Origin of the sequence: Saccharopolyspora sp. 7B (assembly GCF_020177435.1) — a bacterium.
In the GTDB taxonomy this organism is placed as follows: domain Bacteria; phylum Actinomycetota; class Actinomycetes; order Mycobacteriales; family Pseudonocardiaceae; genus Saccharopolyspora_C; species Saccharopolyspora_C gregorii.
In genome coordinates, this window is the sequence record NZ_JAIUKC010000208.1 from 1 (window position 1) to 16,106 (window position 16,106).

17 protein-coding genes are annotated in these 16,106 nt (G+C 73.8%); 11 read left to right on the top strand and 6 right to left on the bottom strand.

Annotated elements, in window-relative coordinates; translation table 11 throughout:
- Positions 1–382: hypothetical protein (locus tag LCD33_RS26140; protein WP_224978384.1), on the top strand; the 382-nt coding region annotated here is incomplete at its 5' end.
- Between the two features lie 52 nt (positions 383–434).
- On the opposite strand, the gene LCD33_RS26145 is transcribed toward LCD33_RS26140, so the two are convergent.
- A complete protein-coding gene (locus tag LCD33_RS26145) occupies positions 435–2,183 on the bottom strand; it encodes a proline--tRNA ligase (protein WP_224962075.1) in 1,749 nt (582 codons plus the stop codon).
- A 137-nt stretch (positions 2,184–2,320) separates the two neighbouring features.
- On the opposite strand from LCD33_RS26145, the gene yaaA reads away from it, so the two are divergent.
- The 3 genes from yaaA (at position 2,321) to LCD33_RS26160 (ending at position 5,364) form a co-directional block, all read left to right on the top strand.
- A complete protein-coding gene (yaaA, locus tag LCD33_RS26150; RefSeq protein ID WP_224962073.1) occupies positions 2,321–3,064 on the top strand; it encodes a peroxide stress protein YaaA in 744 nt (247 codons plus the stop codon).
- A 324-nt stretch (positions 3,065–3,388) separates the two neighbouring features.
- On the top strand, positions 3,389–4,945 hold the full coding sequence (locus LCD33_RS26155; protein ID WP_374228547.1) for a DEAD/DEAH box helicase: 1,557 nt from the start codon (positions 3,389–3,391) through the stop codon (positions 4,943–4,945).
- Between the two features lie 2 nt (positions 4,946–4,947).
- Positions 4,948–5,364, top strand: coding sequence for a pyridoxamine 5'-phosphate oxidase family protein (locus tag LCD33_RS26160; RefSeq protein ID WP_224962071.1), 417 nt, complete (start codon positions 4,948–4,950; stop codon positions 5,362–5,364).
- A 14-nt stretch (positions 5,365–5,378) separates the two neighbouring features.
- Here the strand turns inward: LCD33_RS26160 and LCD33_RS26165 are convergent, their stop codons facing one another.
- Both LCD33_RS26165 and LCD33_RS26170 read right to left on the bottom strand, forming a co-directional pair.
- A complete protein-coding gene (locus LCD33_RS26165) occupies positions 5,379–5,795 on the bottom strand; it encodes a MerR family transcriptional regulator (RefSeq protein ID WP_224962069.1) in 417 nt (138 codons plus the stop codon).
- A 35-nt stretch (positions 5,796–5,830) separates the two neighbouring features.
- Complete coding sequence (locus LCD33_RS26170) at positions 5,831–6,829, bottom strand: NADP-dependent oxidoreductase (protein ID WP_224967594.1); 999 nt, start codon at positions 6,827–6,829, stop codon at positions 5,831–5,833.
- Positions 6,830–6,945: 116 nt separating this feature from the next.
- Here LCD33_RS26170 and cbiE point away from each other — a divergent pair, with 116 nt between their 5' ends.
- Positions 6,946–8,160 carry a precorrin-6y C5,15-methyltransferase (decarboxylating) subunit CbiE gene (cbiE, locus tag LCD33_RS26175; protein ID WP_224962065.1) on the top strand — a complete coding sequence of 405 codons (1,215 nt, stop codon included), beginning with the start codon at positions 6,946–6,948 and terminating at the stop codon, positions 8,158–8,160.
- Entirely contained in the window at positions 8,157–8,900 is a 744-nt protein-coding gene (cobM, locus tag LCD33_RS26180; protein WP_224967592.1) for a precorrin-4 C(11)-methyltransferase, read from the top strand. The genes cbiE and cobM overlap by 4 nt, the downstream gene beginning before the upstream one ends.
- Before the next feature lie 287 nt (positions 8,901–9,187).
- On the opposite strand, the gene LCD33_RS26185 is transcribed toward cobM, so the two are convergent.
- Positions 9,188–9,691, bottom strand: coding sequence for a MarR family winged helix-turn-helix transcriptional regulator (locus LCD33_RS26185; RefSeq protein WP_224978385.1), 504 nt, complete (start codon positions 9,689–9,691; stop codon positions 9,188–9,190).
- Between the two features lie 180 nt (positions 9,692–9,871).
- Here LCD33_RS26185 and LCD33_RS26190 point away from each other — a divergent pair, with 180 nt between their 5' ends.
- The 5 genes from LCD33_RS26190 to LCD33_RS26210 all read left to right on the top strand — a co-directional run bounded on the left by LCD33_RS26190 (position 9,872) and on the right by LCD33_RS26210 (position 14,826).
- On the top strand, positions 9,872–10,936 hold the full coding sequence (locus tag LCD33_RS26190; protein ID WP_224962059.1) for an alkene reductase: 1,065 nt from the start codon (positions 9,872–9,874) through the stop codon (positions 10,934–10,936).
- 19 nt (positions 10,937–10,955) lie between these two features.
- Positions 10,956–11,396, top strand: a complete 441-nt coding sequence (locus tag LCD33_RS26195) for a nitroreductase family deazaflavin-dependent oxidoreductase (RefSeq protein ID WP_224962058.1) — start codon at positions 10,956–10,958, stop codon at positions 11,394–11,396.
- A 204-nt stretch (positions 11,397–11,600) separates the two neighbouring features.
- Positions 11,601–13,304, top strand: coding sequence for a CocE/NonD family hydrolase (locus LCD33_RS26200; RefSeq protein WP_224968854.1), 1,704 nt, complete (start codon positions 11,601–11,603; stop codon positions 13,302–13,304).
- Positions 13,305–13,519: 215 nt separating this feature from the next.
- Entirely contained in the window at positions 13,520–13,954 is a 435-nt protein-coding gene (locus LCD33_RS26205; protein ID WP_224962053.1) for a nitroreductase/quinone reductase family protein, read from the top strand.
- A gap of 128 nt (positions 13,955–14,082) precedes the next feature.
- Entirely contained in the window at positions 14,083–14,826 is a 744-nt protein-coding gene (locus LCD33_RS26210) for a 3-oxoacyl-ACP reductase family protein (protein ID WP_224962051.1), read from the top strand.
- Positions 14,827–14,853: 27 nt separating this feature from the next.
- Here the strand turns inward: LCD33_RS26210 and LCD33_RS26215 are convergent, their stop codons facing one another.
- Complete coding sequence (locus LCD33_RS26215) at positions 14,854–15,051, bottom strand: DUF397 domain-containing protein (RefSeq protein ID WP_224962049.1); 198 nt, start codon at positions 15,049–15,051, stop codon at positions 14,854–14,856.
- On the bottom strand, positions 15,048–15,914 hold the full coding sequence (locus LCD33_RS26220) for a helix-turn-helix transcriptional regulator (protein WP_224962047.1): 867 nt from the start codon (positions 15,912–15,914) through the stop codon (positions 15,048–15,050). Before LCD33_RS26220 ends, LCD33_RS26215 begins: the two co-directional genes overlap by 4 nt.
- Positions 15,915–16,106 lie beyond the last annotated feature (192 nt).

Here is a 16,106-nt window from a genome sequence, read left to right on the forward strand (position 1 = left end):
CCGCTTCCCCGCGGATCCAGCGCCGGCCGCGCGACCGCGGCCCCCGCTGATCCCCGTGCTGGTGCCGCCCGCGCTGCTGCTGGTGCAGGTCGCGCTGGTCTGGTCCGGGCACGGATCGGCGGCCCTGTGGGCGTGGTGGGCGGTCGCGGTGCCGATGGCGGTGCTGGTGGCCGTGCGGGACCGCGTCGCCGTCGCGCTGCCGTTCGCGCTGTGGTGGCCGGACGTGGCGATGGTGGGTGCGGTGCTCGGCTACTCGCTCACGGCGGTGCCCGCCGGGCACCTCGCGTCCGTCGCCGCGGGGATGCTGGTGGTGTGCGCGCTGGCGCTCCTCCGCTTCCTCCGGTCCCGATCGTCCACGTCGGACCGGCGGCGCGGCCGGTGAGCGCTGGGGCGTCCCCGCGGCGGGGACGGCGCAGCCCGGTCGTCGGTGGCGGTCAGCCGCGGACGACGTTCACCAGGTGCTCGACGGCCTTGTCCACGTCGATCTCCTCGCGCTCGCCGGTGGCGCGGTCCTTGACCTCGACGACGCCCTTCGCGAGACCCTTGCCGACGACGAGGATCGTGGGCACGCCGACGAGTTCGGCGTCGGCGAACTTGACGCCGGGCGAGGAGGTCCGGTCGTCCAGCAGCACCCGCACCCCGGCCCCGTCGAGTTCCGCGGCGAGCCGCTCGCCGCCCTCGCGGACCGTCTCGTCCTTGCCCGCGATGACCACGTGCACGTCGGCGGGGGCGATCACGCGCGGCCACACCAGGCCGAGCTCGTCGTGGCTCTGCTCGGCGATGGCGGCGACCAGGCGGGACACGCCGATGCCGTAGGAGCCCATCGTGATCCGCTTCGGCTTGCCGTCCTGGCCGAGCGCGTCCAGCCCGAACGCGTCGGCGTACTTGCGGCCCAGCTGGAAGATGTGCCCGATCTCGATGCCGCGGGCCGCGACGAGGGTGCCGCCGCCGTCGGGCGCGAGGTCGCCTTCCCGGACCTCGGCGGCCTCGATGGTGCCGTCGGGGGTGAAGTCGCGGCCGCACACCAGGTCCACCACGTGGTGGTCGGCCTGGTCGGCGCCGGTGACCCACGCCGTGCCTGGCACGATGCGCGGGTCGGCGAGGAAGCGGATCCCGTTGTCCTGCAACGCCTTCGGGCCGATGTAGCCCTTCACCAGGAACGGGTTCGCGGCGAAGTCGGCCTCGTCGAGCAGCGCGACCTCGGCGGGTTCCACGGCGGCTTCGAGGCGCTTGAAGTCGACCTCGCGGTCGCCGGGAACCGCGATGGCCAGCAGCTTCCACTCCTGCGCACCCGGTTCGCGGGTCTTGACCAGCACGTTCTTCAGGGTGTCGGCGGCGGTGAACTCGCGGCCCAGCCCGGCGCCGTTGAGGTGGTCGACCAGGGTCTCGATGGTCGGCGTGCCGGGCGTGTGGTGCACCTGCGCGGCCGGCTTGTCCTCGATGGACTCGGCTTCGGGCACCGGGGTGACGACGGCTTCGACGTTGGCCGCGTAGCCGGATTCGGTGCTGCGCACGAAGGTGTCCTCACCGGTGGGGCTCTCGGCGAGGAACTCCTCGGAGGCGGAGCCGCCCATCGCGCCGGAGGTCGCGGCGACGATCACGTAGCGCAGGCCCAGCCGGTCGAAGATCCGGATGTAGGCGTCCCGGTGCAGCCGGTACGAGTTCTCCAGCCCCTCGTCGTCGAGGTCGAAGGAGTACGAGTCCTTCATGACGAACTCGCGGCCGCGCAGGATGCCCGCCCGGGGCCGCTCCTCGTCCCGGTACTTGGTCTGCACTTGGTACAGCATGACCGGGTAGTCCTTGTACGAGTTGTACTCGCCCTTGACGGTGAGGGTGAACAGCTCCTCGTGCGTCGGCCCCAGCAGGTAGTCGGCGCCCTTGCGGTCCTTGAGGCGGAACAGCAGCGGGCCGTACTCGGTCCACCGCTTCGACTGCTCGTAGGGCTCCCGCGGCAGCAGCGCGGGGAAGTGGATCTCCTGGGCGCCGATGGCGTCCATCTCCTGGCGCACGACCTCTTCGACGCTGCGCAGCACGCGCAGGCCCAGCGGCAGCCACGAGTAGACGCCCGGGGCGGCGCGGCGCACGTACCCGGCGCGCACGAGCAGCTTGTGGCTCGGCACCTCGGCGTCGGCCGGATCCTCGCGAAGGGTTCGCAAGAACAACGTCGACATCCTCGTGATCACGGCGGGCGCTCCTCGTGCTGGTCGGTGGGGTGCGGCGATCCGTCGAGGGTATCGGCAGCTACCGGGGCTGATGCCAGCGGATTGCCGGTGCGGTGCGCCGGTCGGCACCGGGTGGCCGCCCACTACGCTGGCCGACCGTGCTGGTGCTGCTGCCCCCTTCCGAGACCAAGGCCGCCGGCGGCGACGGGCCGCCGCTGGAGCTGGACGCGCTCGCGCACCCGGAGCTGACGCCGACGCGGCGGAAGCTGGCGGAGGCGCTGCGCTCGCTGGCGGCGGACGTGCCCGCGAGCCTGTCCGCGCTGGGCATCTCCGCGCGGCAGACCGCCGAGGTGGAGCGCAACGCTGCGCTGTTCGACTCGCCGACGGCGCCGGGCCTGGAGCGCTACACCGGGGTGCTGTTCGACGCGCTGGACGTGCGCTCGCTGCCCGCGCCGGAGCGGTCCCGGGCGGACGCGCGGCTGGCGGTGGCCTCGGCGCTGTTCGGGCTGGTGCGCGGCGCGGACCGGATCCCCGCCTACCGGCTGTCGGGCGGCAGCGCGCTGCCCGGGTTCGGCGGGCTGCGCACGGTGTGGCGGCCGGTGCTGGAGCCGGTGCTGCAGGGCGCGGACGACTTCGTGGTGGACCTGCGCTCGGGCGCGTACGCCGATCTGGCGCGGGTCCCGGGGGCGGTGTCGGTGCGGGTGCTGTCGGAATCGGCGGACGGAACGCGCAAGGTCGTCAGCCACCACAACAAGTCCCACAAGGGGCGGCTGGCCCGGGTGCTGGCCGCCGCCGCGGACGAACCGGCCGATGTGGACGGCGTGCTGCGGCTGGCCCGCGGCGCCGGGATGCGGGTGGAGCAGGAGTCCGAGCGGGCGCTGTGCGTGGTCGTCCCCGCCTGACCGCTCCCGCCGCCGACCGGGGACCGCGCACCGGAACGCTCACCGAGAGCTGCCGCGGCGGCACGCCCCGCGACCGTAGTTGATCTTGAACGCGGCCCCGCCGGGCCGATCCGATGACCACATCGGGTAGACTGCGGGCGCACTGGACAACCGCTCGCACGGGACGATCCCGGCGAGTGAGACCGGCCCCCGTTGGCGATCGGTCCTCCCCGGCTCCGGTGCTCCGACATCCACCAGCGGCGCCGTCGATGCGCCGGGCTCGTCCTTGTGATCAGCGCACGACGCGCTACCTCCCCGAGACGTGCCAGTTCCCGGAGGTTCGCAGTGCGTCCTGACTCGTCCCCCGCCGCCCGCTCCCGGCGCCCCCGCCGTCGCGGCTCCAAGCCCGCCGCGGCACCCGCTCCGAGCCTGTTCGACCAGGTCGGCGTGACCGCGGTCGACCCGGCGCTGTTCGACTCGCTGGGCCTGCCGCAGAAGCTGGTGGCCGCGCTCGCCGAGGCCGGGCTGGAGCAGGCGTTCCCCATCCAGGCCGCCACCATCCCGGACGCGCTCAGCGGCCGCGACGTGCTCGGCCGCGGCCAGACCGGGTCCGGCAAGACCCTCGCGTTCGGCCTGCCGCTGCTGGCGATGCAGCGCGGCAGCGCCCGGCCGCTGCACCCGCGCGGCCTGGTGCTGGTGCCCACCCGCGAACTCGCGACGCAGGTCACCACCGCGCTGAAGCCGCTGGCGAAGTCGCTGGGCCTGTACGTGCGCGAGGTCGTCGGCGGGATGCCGTTCAACCGCCAGGCCGACACGCTGCGCCGCGGCGTCGACGTGCTCGTCGCCACGCCCGGCCGGCTGTCCGACCACGTGCGGCAGGGCACCTGCGTGCTGTCCGAGGTGGAGCGCACCGCCCTGGACGAGGCCGACCAGATGGCCGACATGGGCTTCCTGCCGCAGGTCCGCGAGATCCTCGACCTGGTCCCGGCCGACGGCCAGCGGCTGCTGTTCTCCGCGACCCTCGACGGGGACGTGGACAAGCTGGTGCGCGAGTACATGAACGACCCGGTGGTGCACTCGCTGGCACCGCCCGCGGCCAGCGTGGACAGCATGGACCACCACCAGTTCCTGGTGTCCGCGGACGACAAGCTCTCCGTGCTCTCCCGCATCGCCGCTCGCGACGGCCGCACCATCATGTTCGTGCGCACCAAGCACCACGCCGACCGGCTCACGAAGAAGCTGCGCGCGTCGGGGGTGCGCGCGGGCGCGCTGCACGGCGGCAAGGCGCAGAACGCCCGGACCCGCATCCTCGACGAGTTCCGCGCGGGCACCACCGAAACCCTGGTCGCCACCAACGTCGCGGCCCGCGGCATCCACGTCGACGACGTGAGCCTGGTCGTGCACGTGGAGCCGCCGGCGGACCCGAAGGACTACCTGCACCGCGCGGGCCGCACCGCCCGCGCCGGCGCCACCGGCACCGTCGTCACGATCGTGACCGACGACCAGAAGCGCGCCTTCCAGCAGATGGCCTCGAAGGCCGGGGTGAACGCGACGACCACGAAGATCTCGCCGCAGGACGCGGAACTGGAGCGGCTGACCGGGGCCCGCGAGCCCAGCGGTGTCGCCGTCGTCGAACCGCGCAAGGAGACGCCCTCGCGCGGCGGCGGCCCGAAGGGCGGCGGCCGCAGGCAGGGCGGACCGCGTCCGCCGCGCGGCGAAGGCCAGGGCCGCGGCCGCGAGGGCCAGGGACGTCCGGCCCGCGAAGACCGGCCGGCCCGCGGCGACCAGCGCGGCCGCCCGTCCTTCGACGACCAGCGCGGCGGCGACCGGAGCAGGCGCGGCGGCCCGAACTCCCGCGGCGGGCAGCGCCCGCAGCGCTCCCGCCAGTCCTGGGCGGGCTGAGCGTGGCGTCCTCGCGCGCCGTCGACCTCGCCGCCGCGAGCGCGGGCTTCCTGTCGTTCTGGGCGGAACCGCACGTGGCCACGTTGACGACGGTGCGCCCGGACGGCACTCCGCACGTGGTGCCGGTGAACTCCACGCTGGACGTCTCGGCGGGCACCGCCCGGGTGCTGTGCTCGGCCGGTTCGCACAAGGCGCGGCGCGTCCGGGCCGCCGGTGCCGCCGGGGCCCGGGTGGCGCTGTGCCAGGTGGACGGTCGCCGCTGGGCGACGGTGGAGGGCGTCGCGGTGGTCCGGGACGACCCGGAGTTCCGCGCCGACGCCGAAGCCCGCGCCGAAGCCCGCTACGGCCGCCCGCCTCGGCCCAACCCGAACCGCGTCGTCATCGAGATCACCGTCACCAGGGCCCTCAGCAACCTCTGACGCGGTGCCCCGGCTCAGCCGGAGCGCGTGGCCGGGGCGCGCTCGACGTGCGCGTGGCAGGCGGCGAGGAGGTCGCGGAAGCGGCTGAGGCGGGCGATCTCCGCGTCCAGCGCGGCCAGCCGGTCGCCCGCGACCCGGGTGGCGTCCCGCAGCAGCTGCTCCTGCCCGGGGAGGTCGAGCGGAATTCCGCGCTCCGGCAGCGCATCCCCCTCGATCAGGTGCAGGTAGCGCGCCATCGAGGCCACGTCCTCGACGGTGAGCCCGAGCGCCAGCAGCTGCCGGACGATCCGCACCCGCGCCACGTCCCGCTCCCGGTAGGTGCGCTGCCCGGTGGCGGTGCGCTCGGGCGGGTCGAGCAGGCCGCGCTGCTCGTAGAACCGGAGGGTGCGCGGGGTGGTGCCCGCCGCTGCCGCCGCGTCGCCGATCCGCATCCGCGCTCCTCCTGCTCGTCCCCGCGCCGGTCTTCCTAGGGTTCCACCAGCACGGCACCGACGTGGCGCCCGGCCAGCAGGTCCTCCAACGCCCGCGGCGCCCGGTCGATTCCGCTGATCCTGGTGTGCGGGAAGTCGATCTCGCCGTTGCGCAGCCAGCTCGCGAACCGCTCGTTCCACTCCGGCAGCGCGTCCGGGTGGTCGTCGGCGCGGAACCCGGTGACGCGGACGCTCTTGAGGATCAGCTGCGCGAGGTCCAGGTCCACCGGTGCTCGCATCCGGGGTCCCGCGGTGGCGTACTGCGCGGTGAGCGCGCCGGTGAGGGCGATCCGGGCGTGCGGGCGGGCGGCCTCGACCGCGGCCCGCAGCTGCTCGCCGCCGACGAGGTCGACGACCACGTCCAGCCCGTCCGGTGCGGCCGCTGCGAGCTGCTCGCCCAGCGGTTCCCCGCGCAGCACGGCGGCGTCGTAGCCGAGCTCGTCGACGAGCCGCCGCGCCTTCTCCGGGGAGCCGACGCTGCCCACCACCCGGCCCGCGCCGAGCAGCCGCGCGATCCGACCGGCCAGCGAGCCGATCGCCCCGGCCGCGTTGCTGACGAACACCGCGTCCCCGGGCCGCACCGGCGCGATCCGGGTGAGCGCGGCGTAGCCGGTCCAGCCGTGCGAGAGGTGCAGCAGCGGGTCGGGCAGCGCGTCGCCGAGCGGCGCGCACCGGTCGGCGGGCAGCACCGCGAACTCGCGCCAGCCCGCGCCGTGCGACACCAGGTCACCGGGGGCGAACCCGCCGCCCGCGACGACCTCGCCGACGGCGGGGCCGAACGGCACGCCGCCCGGGTGCAGACCGGGGAAATTCGCCACGTCCTGGCCGAGGGCGGTGGTGACGGCCGCGCCGAAGACCTGGAAGCCGAGGTTGCGCACCAGCAGCTCCCCCGGCCCCGGCTCGGGGACGGCGGTCTCGACGACGGTGAAGTCCTGTGCGGTGGGCAGGCCTGCGGGCGGGTGGGCGAGGCGGACCTCGCGGGACGTGCGGGACATCGGGTTCCTCCCGGTCGTGGCTGGAGCGGGCGGACGCTAACCCCTGACCCGCGCGTCAAGGTCAAGCGCGCGCACCTGATCGCGCTCGCCGCGGCCGCGCGTGGTGAGGTGGTGAGGTGAGCGAGCAGCGGGAACCGGTCGACGTGGTGGGCATCGGAGCGGACGGCTGGGACGGCCTGACCGAGGTGGCGCGGCAGCGGATCTCCGCCGCCGACGTGGTGTTCGGCAGCCGCCGCCAGCTGGACCTGCTGCCGCCGGGCACCGCGGAGCCGGTGGCCTGGCCGTCGCCGATGCTGCCCGCGCTGCCCGGCCTGTTCGAGGAGCACGCGGGCCGCGCGATCTGCGTGCTGGCCAGCGGCGATCCGATGTTCCACGGCGTCGGCGCCACCCTGGCGCGGGTGCTGGGCGCGGAGCGGCTGCGGGTGCTGCCGCAGGTGTCGTCGGTGGCGCTGGCGTGCGCCCGGATGGGCTGGGCGCAGCAGGACGTGTCCGTGGTGAGCCTGGTGGGCAGGCACGCCGAGCTGCTGCACCCGGAGATCCAGCCGGGCCGCCGCCTGGTGGTGCTCAGCTCGGACGCGCAGACCCCGGCGCGGGTGGCGGCGCTGCTGGTGGCGCGGGGTTTCGGCGGCAGCTCGATGGCGGTGCTGGGCGACCTCGGCGGGCCGGGCGAGTCCCGGGTGGCGGCGACGGCGGCCCGCTGGCCGCACCCGGAGGTGGCGGCGCTGAACGTGATCGCCGTGCACTGCTCCCCCGACGACGACGCCGAACGCAGGCCCCGCACGCCCGGGCTGCCGGACGAGGCGTTCCAGCACGACGGGCAGCTGACCAAGCGGGACGTGCGCGCCCTCACCGTCTCCCGGCTCGCCCCGACGCCCGGTGAACTGCTGTGGGACGTGGGTGCGGGCGCCGGTAGCATCGCGATCGAGTGGATGCGCTGCGACCCGGCGAACCGCGCGATCGCCGTCGAGCACCGCGAGGACCGGGCGGCCCGCATCACGACGAACGCGATGACCCTCGGCGTGCCCGGCCTGGACGTGGTCGTCGGTGCCGCGCCCGGCGCGCTGGACGACCTGGAGGCGCCCGACGCGGTGTTCGTCGGCGGCGGCGCGACGGTCCCGGGAGTGCTGCAGCGGTGCTGGGACGTGCTGCGACCGGGCGGCAGGCTCGTGGTGAACGCGGTGACGATCGAATCGGAGGTCCTGGTGGCGGACTGGTACGCCCGCTGCGGCGGAGAGCTGGTGCGGATCGCGGCGGAGCATGCCTCCCCCGTCGGCGGGTTCACCGGCTGGCGGCCCGCGATGCGCATCACCCAGTGGACGGTGGCGAAATGACGGTGCACTTCATCGGCGCCGGCCCCGGTGCCGCTGACCTGATCACGGTGCGCGGGCAGGACGTGCTCGCCGCGTCCCCGGTGTGCCTGTACGCGGGCAGCCTGGTGCCGGTGGAGCTGCTGGAGCACTGCCCGGACGGGGCGCGGCTGGTGGACACCGCGAACCTGGACCTGGACGCGATCCTCGCCGAGCTCGTCGCCGCGCACGAGGCGGGGCTGGAAGTGGCGCGGCTGCACTCCGGCGATCCGTCGGTGTTCAGCGCCGTCGCCGAGCAGATGCGCCGCCTCGACGCGGTCGGCGTGCCCTACGACGTGGTGCCCGGGGTGCCCGCGTTCGCCGCCGCGGCGGCGGCGTTGCAGCGCGAGCTCACGGTGCCGGGCGTCGGGCAGACCGTGGTGCTCACCCGCACCTCGGCGCAGGCGACGCCGATGCCCGCGGGCGAGGACCTGGCGACGCTGGGGCTCAGCCGGGCGACGATGGTGCTGCACCTGGCGGTGAACCGGATCGAGGAGCTGGTGGAGCAGCTGGTGCCGAACTACGGCGCGGACTGCCCGGTGGCGGTGGTGGCCGCGGCGAGCCGCGCCGATGAGGTGGTGCTGCGGGGGACGCTCGGCGACATCGCGGCGGCGGTGCGGGCGGCGGGGATCACCCGGACCGCGGTGGTGGTGGTCGGTGCGGTGCTGACGGCGTCGTCCTTCCCCGACAGCCACCTGTACTCGACGACCCGCTGCCGCAGCTGAGCTCTCTCCGCTAGTGCTCCGTCCTGCTCTTCTGCTGCCTAGCACTGGGGTGGCGGAACCTCAGCGCCCTCCTCGCTGCGGGATCGTTTTCACCGGTGGCTCCGCCACAGGAGAAAACGCTGTCCTCGCGAGGAGGGCGCTGAGAACCCGCGGGTGGTCCCGTTGATCGGGTGGTCGGCGGCTCATCGGCTTCGCCGCTGACAGGAAACGGCGGAGACCCGCCAGGCAGGTTCGAAGACGGTCAACGAGGTTCCTCCACCCCAGCACTGGGCAGCAGGGGCGGCCGCTCAGGTGCCGATGGCTTGGTCTTCGGCGGCGAGGGGGCAGGCGACGTCGGCGACGTTGCGTTCGAGCCGTTCCAGGACGTCGAGGGCCGCGTGCTGCTCGGCGCCGGTGAGTTCACCGCAGGTGGCGCGTTCCAGTTCCTCCCACATCCGCTCCACCCGGTCGCGCAGCGCGAGCCCGGCGGCGGTGGGTTCGACGAGCACCGCGCGGCGGTCCTGCTCGCTGCGGGTGCGGCGCACGAAACCAGCGCGCTCCAGCCGCTGCACGGTGCGGGTCATGGTCGCGGAGTCGGAACCGAGCACGGTGATCAGGTCGGTCTGCCGCTGCGCGCCGGTGTCCCACAGGTGCATCAGCAGCTGTTCCTGCCCGGGGTGCAGCCCGCAGCGGCGCAGCAGCTGACCGGCGAGCATCCGGTGCGCCCGGGCGAGCCGGAAGATCGCGTAGCTGAGCGGCCCCGCGTCGGAGCACGGCGGCGCTGCTGCGGGTTCCGCGCGGTGCGAGTCCACCGGTTCCCCCTTCTTCCGGTCACCTGATCGGTCAGTCAATCGAACTGCTCACCTTAACTCGCCGACGCACTCGTGCACGGGTGATTGTGACGAGCACTGCACATTCTCCCACGCAGGAAGCTTCCGGCGCATTTACCTGTTCGGACAGGTAACTTCGTCCGCAACCCGGGAGTGATCCGCATGAGCACCGCATTCGACCCGCTGGACCTGGCCGGAACCCGCCTGCGCAACCGCATCGCGATGGCCCCCATGACGCGCAGCCGCGCCGCGGGGACCCTGCCCGACGAGACCACCACCACCTACTACCGGCAGCGCGCCACCGCCGGGCTGATCATCACCGAGGGCGTGCATCCCTCCGAACTCGGCCAGGGCTACCCGAACACCGCCGGCCTGCACAGCGAGGCGCAGGTCGCCGCGTGGCGGGAGGTCACCGACGCGGTGCACGCCGAGGGCGGTGCGATCTTCGCCCAGCTGATGCACGCCGGCCGCATCAGCCACCCCGACGTGCTGCCCCCGGGCAGGCTCCCGGTCGCACCGTCCGCGGTCCGCGCCGCCGGGCAGATCTTCACCGCCACCGGCATGCAGGACATGGTGACGCCGGAGGAGCTCACCGAGGACGGCATCGCCGAGGTCGTCGCCGAGTTCGCCACCGCCGCCCGCAACGCGGTCGAGGCCGGGTTCGACGGCGTGGAGCTGCACGGCGCCAACGGCTACCTGCTGCACCAGTTCCTGGCCGAGGCCACGAACCTGCGCACCGACGGCTGGGGCGGCTCGGTCGAGGGCCGGATCCGGCTCGTCGTCGAGGTCGCCCGGGCCGCGGCGGCGGAGATCGGCGGCCGCCGCGTCGGGCTGCGGCTGTCCCCGGGGACCGGCACGAACGACACCGCCGAGCACTCGGTGGACGAGACCTACTCGGCGCTGGTGGACGCGATCAACCCGATCGGCCTCGCCTACCTGCACGTGCTGGAGAGCGAGGACCGGGAGCTGACACTGCGGCTGCGGGACCGGTACGACGGCGCGTTCCTGCTCAACCCGCACACCCCGGGCCGCCCGACCGGCCCGGAAGACCTGGCGCTGGTGGCGGACGGGACGGCGGACGCGCTGACCTTCGGCTCGCTGTTCCTCGCGAACCCGGACCTGCCCGCGCGGCTGGCCGCGGGCGGACCGTTCAACACCCCGGACGTGGCGACCTTCTACGGCGGCGGCGAACAGGGCTACACCGATTACCCCGCGCTGGCGGCCTGATCCGAGAGGAGTGTCCACGATGGACGGAAACGCGGTCACGGCCGAGTGGGCCGAGCGGTTCAACTCCCCCGTCATCGAGGAGTTCCGCGCGAACGGCGGGAAGGTCGGCGGCGATTTCGCAGGCATGCCGATCCTGCTGCTGCACAGCACGGGTGCGCGCAGCGGCGCGACCCGCACCAATCCGATGGTGTACCTGGAGCACGCGGGCGGCTACCTCGTGTTCGCCTCCAAGGCCGGGGCGGACACCCACCCCGCCTGGTACCACAACCTGAAGGCGAACCCGGATGCCGAGATCGAGGTCGGCACCGAGCGGCTGCGGGTCCGGGCCGCGGAGCTCACCGGCGCCGAGCGGGCGGAGCGGTTCGCCGAGGCGGTCGCGGCGTTCCCGGTCATGGCCGAGCACCAGCGCGGGACCGGCCGGGTCATCCCGGTCGTGGCGCTGAGCCCCGTCGAGGGCTGAGCCGCGGAGGTGGGCGCCCTCCGCGCGATCGGGGGGCGGAGGGACGTCCACCGCCGCGGCGCGATCGGGGCCGGACGGCTGTTCCCCGGCGGGCGCCCGGGTGTGTCCTGGTTCACGGGAGTGCGGTGTTGAGCATGCCGCTGCGGCCGGGTGTCTGCTGATCGCAGCAGAGATCACCGCACCGCACCCACTCTGGAGGAACCCGTGACGAGGTACCGCGCGGCCGCCGGCGCCGCCTCCGCGCTCGCCGCAGCACTCGCCCTGACCGGCGCCGCCGCTTCCGCCGCGGGCACCGCCGAGGTCGCCACCGCCGACGAACCCGTGACCCACGAGCAGAACGACCGCGTCCCCGAAGGCGCGGCCTGGACGCAGCACTACTTCCCGTCCGCGGACGACTCCGGCACCGAGCTGCACGCCGACGTGCTGCTGCCGGAAGGGCTCGCGCCGGGCGAGCAGGTGCCGGTGATCCTCTCCGCCGGGCCGTACTTCGGGCACTCCGGCCAGCTCACCGACGAGGGTTTCGAGCACACCGGACCCTCGAACCGCTTCGACGAGTTCATCGAGGGCACCGACCTGTTCGAGCGCGGCTACGCGTTCGTGCGGGTCGACACACGCGGGTTCGGCGGCTCGACCGGCTGCCTCGACTACGCGGGCCCCGGCGAGCAGGCGGACGTCCGGGCGGCCATCGACTGGGCGGCGAACATGCCGTGGTCCACCGGATCCGTCGGCATGTACGGCAAGTCCTACGACGCGATCACCGGTTTGATCGGCGTCGGCCTCGACCCGGACGCGCTGAAGGCCGTCATCGCGCAGGAACCGATCTGGGACCCGTACCGCAACACCCACTCCAACGGGGTGCCGCGGACGACGGCGGTCAACGTGGCCGGCACCTACAACGGGCTGGCGGCGCTGCCGCAGCTGCCCGACGACGACCCGCACTACCGGGCGAACTCCGAGTACGAGCAGGCGCACCCGGAGTGCCTCATCGACAACCAGGCCGGCTACCTGAACGGCAACCCGGATTCCGAGCACTGGCGGGCACGGGACCTGCCGGAGCTCGCGAAGGGCACCGACACCCCGCTGTTCCTCACCCAGGGCCTGCTGGAGTGGAACACCGAACCGGAGGCGATGCAGGAGTTCCTGGACGACCACGAGGGTCCGGAGCGCGGGTGGATCGGGCCGTGGGACCACGTCCGCGGCGACGAGCGGACCGCGGACGGGCGGCTGGCGATGGGCCGGGAAGGCTGGTTCGAGGAGGCCATGTCCTTCTACGACGAGCACCTCAAGGGCATCGCCCCGCCGGTCCGGTACCCGGCGTTCGCCGTGCAGGACGGCAGCGGGGCCTGGCGCGGGCAGGACAGCTGGCCGATGCCCGACCGCTCCGCGCGGGTCGAGCTCTCCGGCGGGTCCTACGTGGACGACGGCGGCGACGACGGGCCCACCGGCGGCATCGTCGAACGCTCCGAGCCGGTCGCGCGGGACACCCGGATCACCGGGACGCCGCGCATCTCGCTGGAGGCCGAGGGCCGCGGGAACGTGATGGTGCAGCTGCACGACGTCGCGCCGGACGGCACGGCGGTCATGTTCGACGAGCAGGTCGCGGTGCTGCGCTCCGGCACCACCGAGTTCGACCTCAAGTCGACCGACTGGACGCTGCCCGCCGGGCACTCGCTGGCCGTGGAGATCGGCACGGTCGAACCCGGCGGCGTCCAGACCCCGTTCCGCGACTGGATCGACGCGCCCTCGCGGGAGACCGTGCAGGTGCGCGGCGCCCGGCTCGACCTCGCGCTGGACGATCCGGCCGACGACGTGGCGCAGCCCGGCGCGCGGGCGCCGTACCTGGACACCTACCTCGCGATGTTCACCGCACCCCTGCCGCCGGCCGACCCGACGTTCACCCTGCCCTGATCCCGGCCGACCGGCGGTCCCGCTCCACGACGGGGCGGGACCGCCGGGCGTCCGCATAGCGGGAAGGCCGCAACGCCACCCGCACCCCGCCCCCTCGACCGCGCGCCGGCCGGGGGTTCCCGAGTTTCCTCCGGGCGCCCGAGTTCCCTATCGTGATCATGATGTCCGCGGCGGCGGACGCGGACACCCACCGCGCACGGAGAGGAACCCGCCCAGTGGAGGGGAACGAGATCACCGCGACCGTCGCGGCCCGGTACAACGCACCCGTGATCGCGGAGTTCCGCGCCAACGCGGGCGTGGTGGGCGGAGCCTTCGCCGGGGCCGCACTGCTGCTGCTGACCAGCACCGGCGCCCGCACCGGCCGCGCGCACGTCACCCCGTTGGCCTACCTGGAGGAGGACGGCCGGTACCTGGTGTTCGCCTCGAAAGCGGGGGCCGACGTGCACCCCGACTGGTACTTCAACCTGCGCGCGAACCCGGACGCCCGCATCGAGGTGGGCCCCGACGTGCTGGACGTCCGCGCCCGGGAGATCACCGGCGTGCTGCGGGACGTCAAGTTCGCGCAGCTGACGGCCCTGTTCCCCTACTTCGCCGGATACCAGGCGAAGACGGAGCGCGTGTTCCCGGTCCTGTCGCTCGCCCCGCGCTGACCTTCCATCCACAGTGGACCTATCGGTCGGCGCGGAACCTCCGCGCGCCGATCGGGGAGCTCGCGCGGCGGTACCGCGTGCGGCCCGCGCCTGCTGCAATCGAGGCACGGCTCGGGAAGGAGCTCCGCATGCCGCAACCGCTCGCCGGACGATCCGCACTGGTGACAGGTGCCTCCCGCGGCATCGGTGCCGCCATCGCCCGCCGCCTCGCCGCCGACGGCGCGGCCGTCGCGCTCACCCACTCCGACTCGGCGGCGGCCGCGGAGCAGGTGGCCGCCGAGATCACGGTCTCCGGCGGGCGCGCGCTGGTGCTGCGCTCCGACGCCGGTGACCCCGAACAGGTCCGGGCCGCCGTCACCGCCACCGTCGCGGAGTTCGGCGGGCTGGACGTCCTGGTCAACAACGCCGGAACGGTCCGGACCGGGCACCTGGACGAGCTGTCGCTGGCCGACTTCGACCGCGCGCTCGCGGTGAACGTGCGCGGGCCGTTCGTCGCCATCCAGGAGGCGTCGAAGCACCTGCCCGCGGGCGGGCGGATCATCAACGTCGGGACCTCGCTGGCCGACCACCTGCCGTTCCCGGGCAAGCTCGCCTACGTCACGAGCAAGACCGCCCTGGCCGGGCTCACCCGCGGCGCGGCCCGCGACCTGGCCCCGCGCGGGATCACCGTGAACGACGTGCAGCCCGGCGCCGTCGACACCGCGATGAACCCGGCCGCCGGACCGCGCGCGGAGGGCCTGCGGTCCGCCACCCCGCTGGGCCGGTACGGCACCCCGGAGGAGATCGCGAGCATCGTCGCCCACCTGGCGAGCCCGGACGCCGCGTTCGTCACCGGAGCCACCCTCAACGCGGACGGCGGCTTCGCCACCTGACCGCCCGCGAGCTCCGGCGGCGGAACGTCAGCGGTCGAAGGCGCCGCGGCGGGTGCGGGCGGTGAACGAGGCCCACTCGGCGGTCGTGAACAGCAGGACCGGGCTTCCCGCGCCGAGCTTGGAATCCCGGACACCGACCCGATCCGCGCCCGAACCGACTTCGACGCACCCGTTCGCAGCGTGGCTGCGGGTGGACTTCCGCCAGTCGGCGATGCGGTCGGTCATGCGTGTTCCTCCAGCACTCGTGCGATCAGTTCTCGGGAATCGGACGGCTTCAGCGCTTTGACCTTCAACTGGTCGAAGGCCGTTCGGAACGGCGCCACAGCACCGGGTTCTTCGTAGTAGAGCACCTCGATGCGGTTCTCCACGTACGCGGTTCCGAGCTCGTGGTCGAACTCCGGCGGATAGCTCAGCAGCATGAACGCACCGTCCACGCCGGTGAGCAGACCGGCCGCGAAGGGCAGCACCCGGATCTCCACGTTCGGCTCGTCGTGCCACTCCAACAGGGCGGCCAGCTGCTCGGTGTGCACCGCGCGACCGCCGTTGAGGTGGTGGAGGCACGCCTCGCTGAGGACGGCGTGCACCACGGGCGTTCTCCCGTTACCGAGCACTTCCTGCTGCCGGGCCATCCGGAGCTCGACGCGGCGTTCCCGATCCTTCTTGCGCAGCTTCGGCGCACCGCCCTGCATGATCGCGTCCGCGTACGCCCGGGTCTGGAACAGTCCGGGCACCACGTGCGTGTCCCAGCTCTCGATCTTCTCGGCCATGATCTCGATGCCGAGGAAGAGCTTGAGGTAGTCGGGCAGCGCTTCCTCCGAATCGAACCGGACCCACCAGTCGGTGCTCTTGCGGCTGCGGTCCCGCAGCGAGAGGAAGAAGTCGATCCGGTCCGGCACCCCGTAGAACCGGAGCAGGGTTTCGAGTTCCAGGGGTTTCGGCATGCGGCGGCCGACTTCGAAGTGGCCGATGTTCTGGATGCTGCCGCGGATCGCCTTGGCCGCTTCGGCCCTGGAGGCCCCCTTGCGCTCCCGGAGCCGTGCCAGCTCCCCGGCGATCCAGCGCTTCAGCGCCGTCGGACTCGTGCTCACCCGCTGCCCTTCTCCTGTCGTGGCGTTAGGAGTGTGCCCGGACTGCGCCACCAACATCATCACCCGATCAGGGATCTAGTTCGGAGCGGGCCGCAAAAGTAGCGTGCTCCACATCGGTGCCCGAGTCCGGTGATCACCGCCGCACCGGGCGGAAGAGCGGTTCTCCTTTCCCCCACCGCTCCCCGCCCGGTG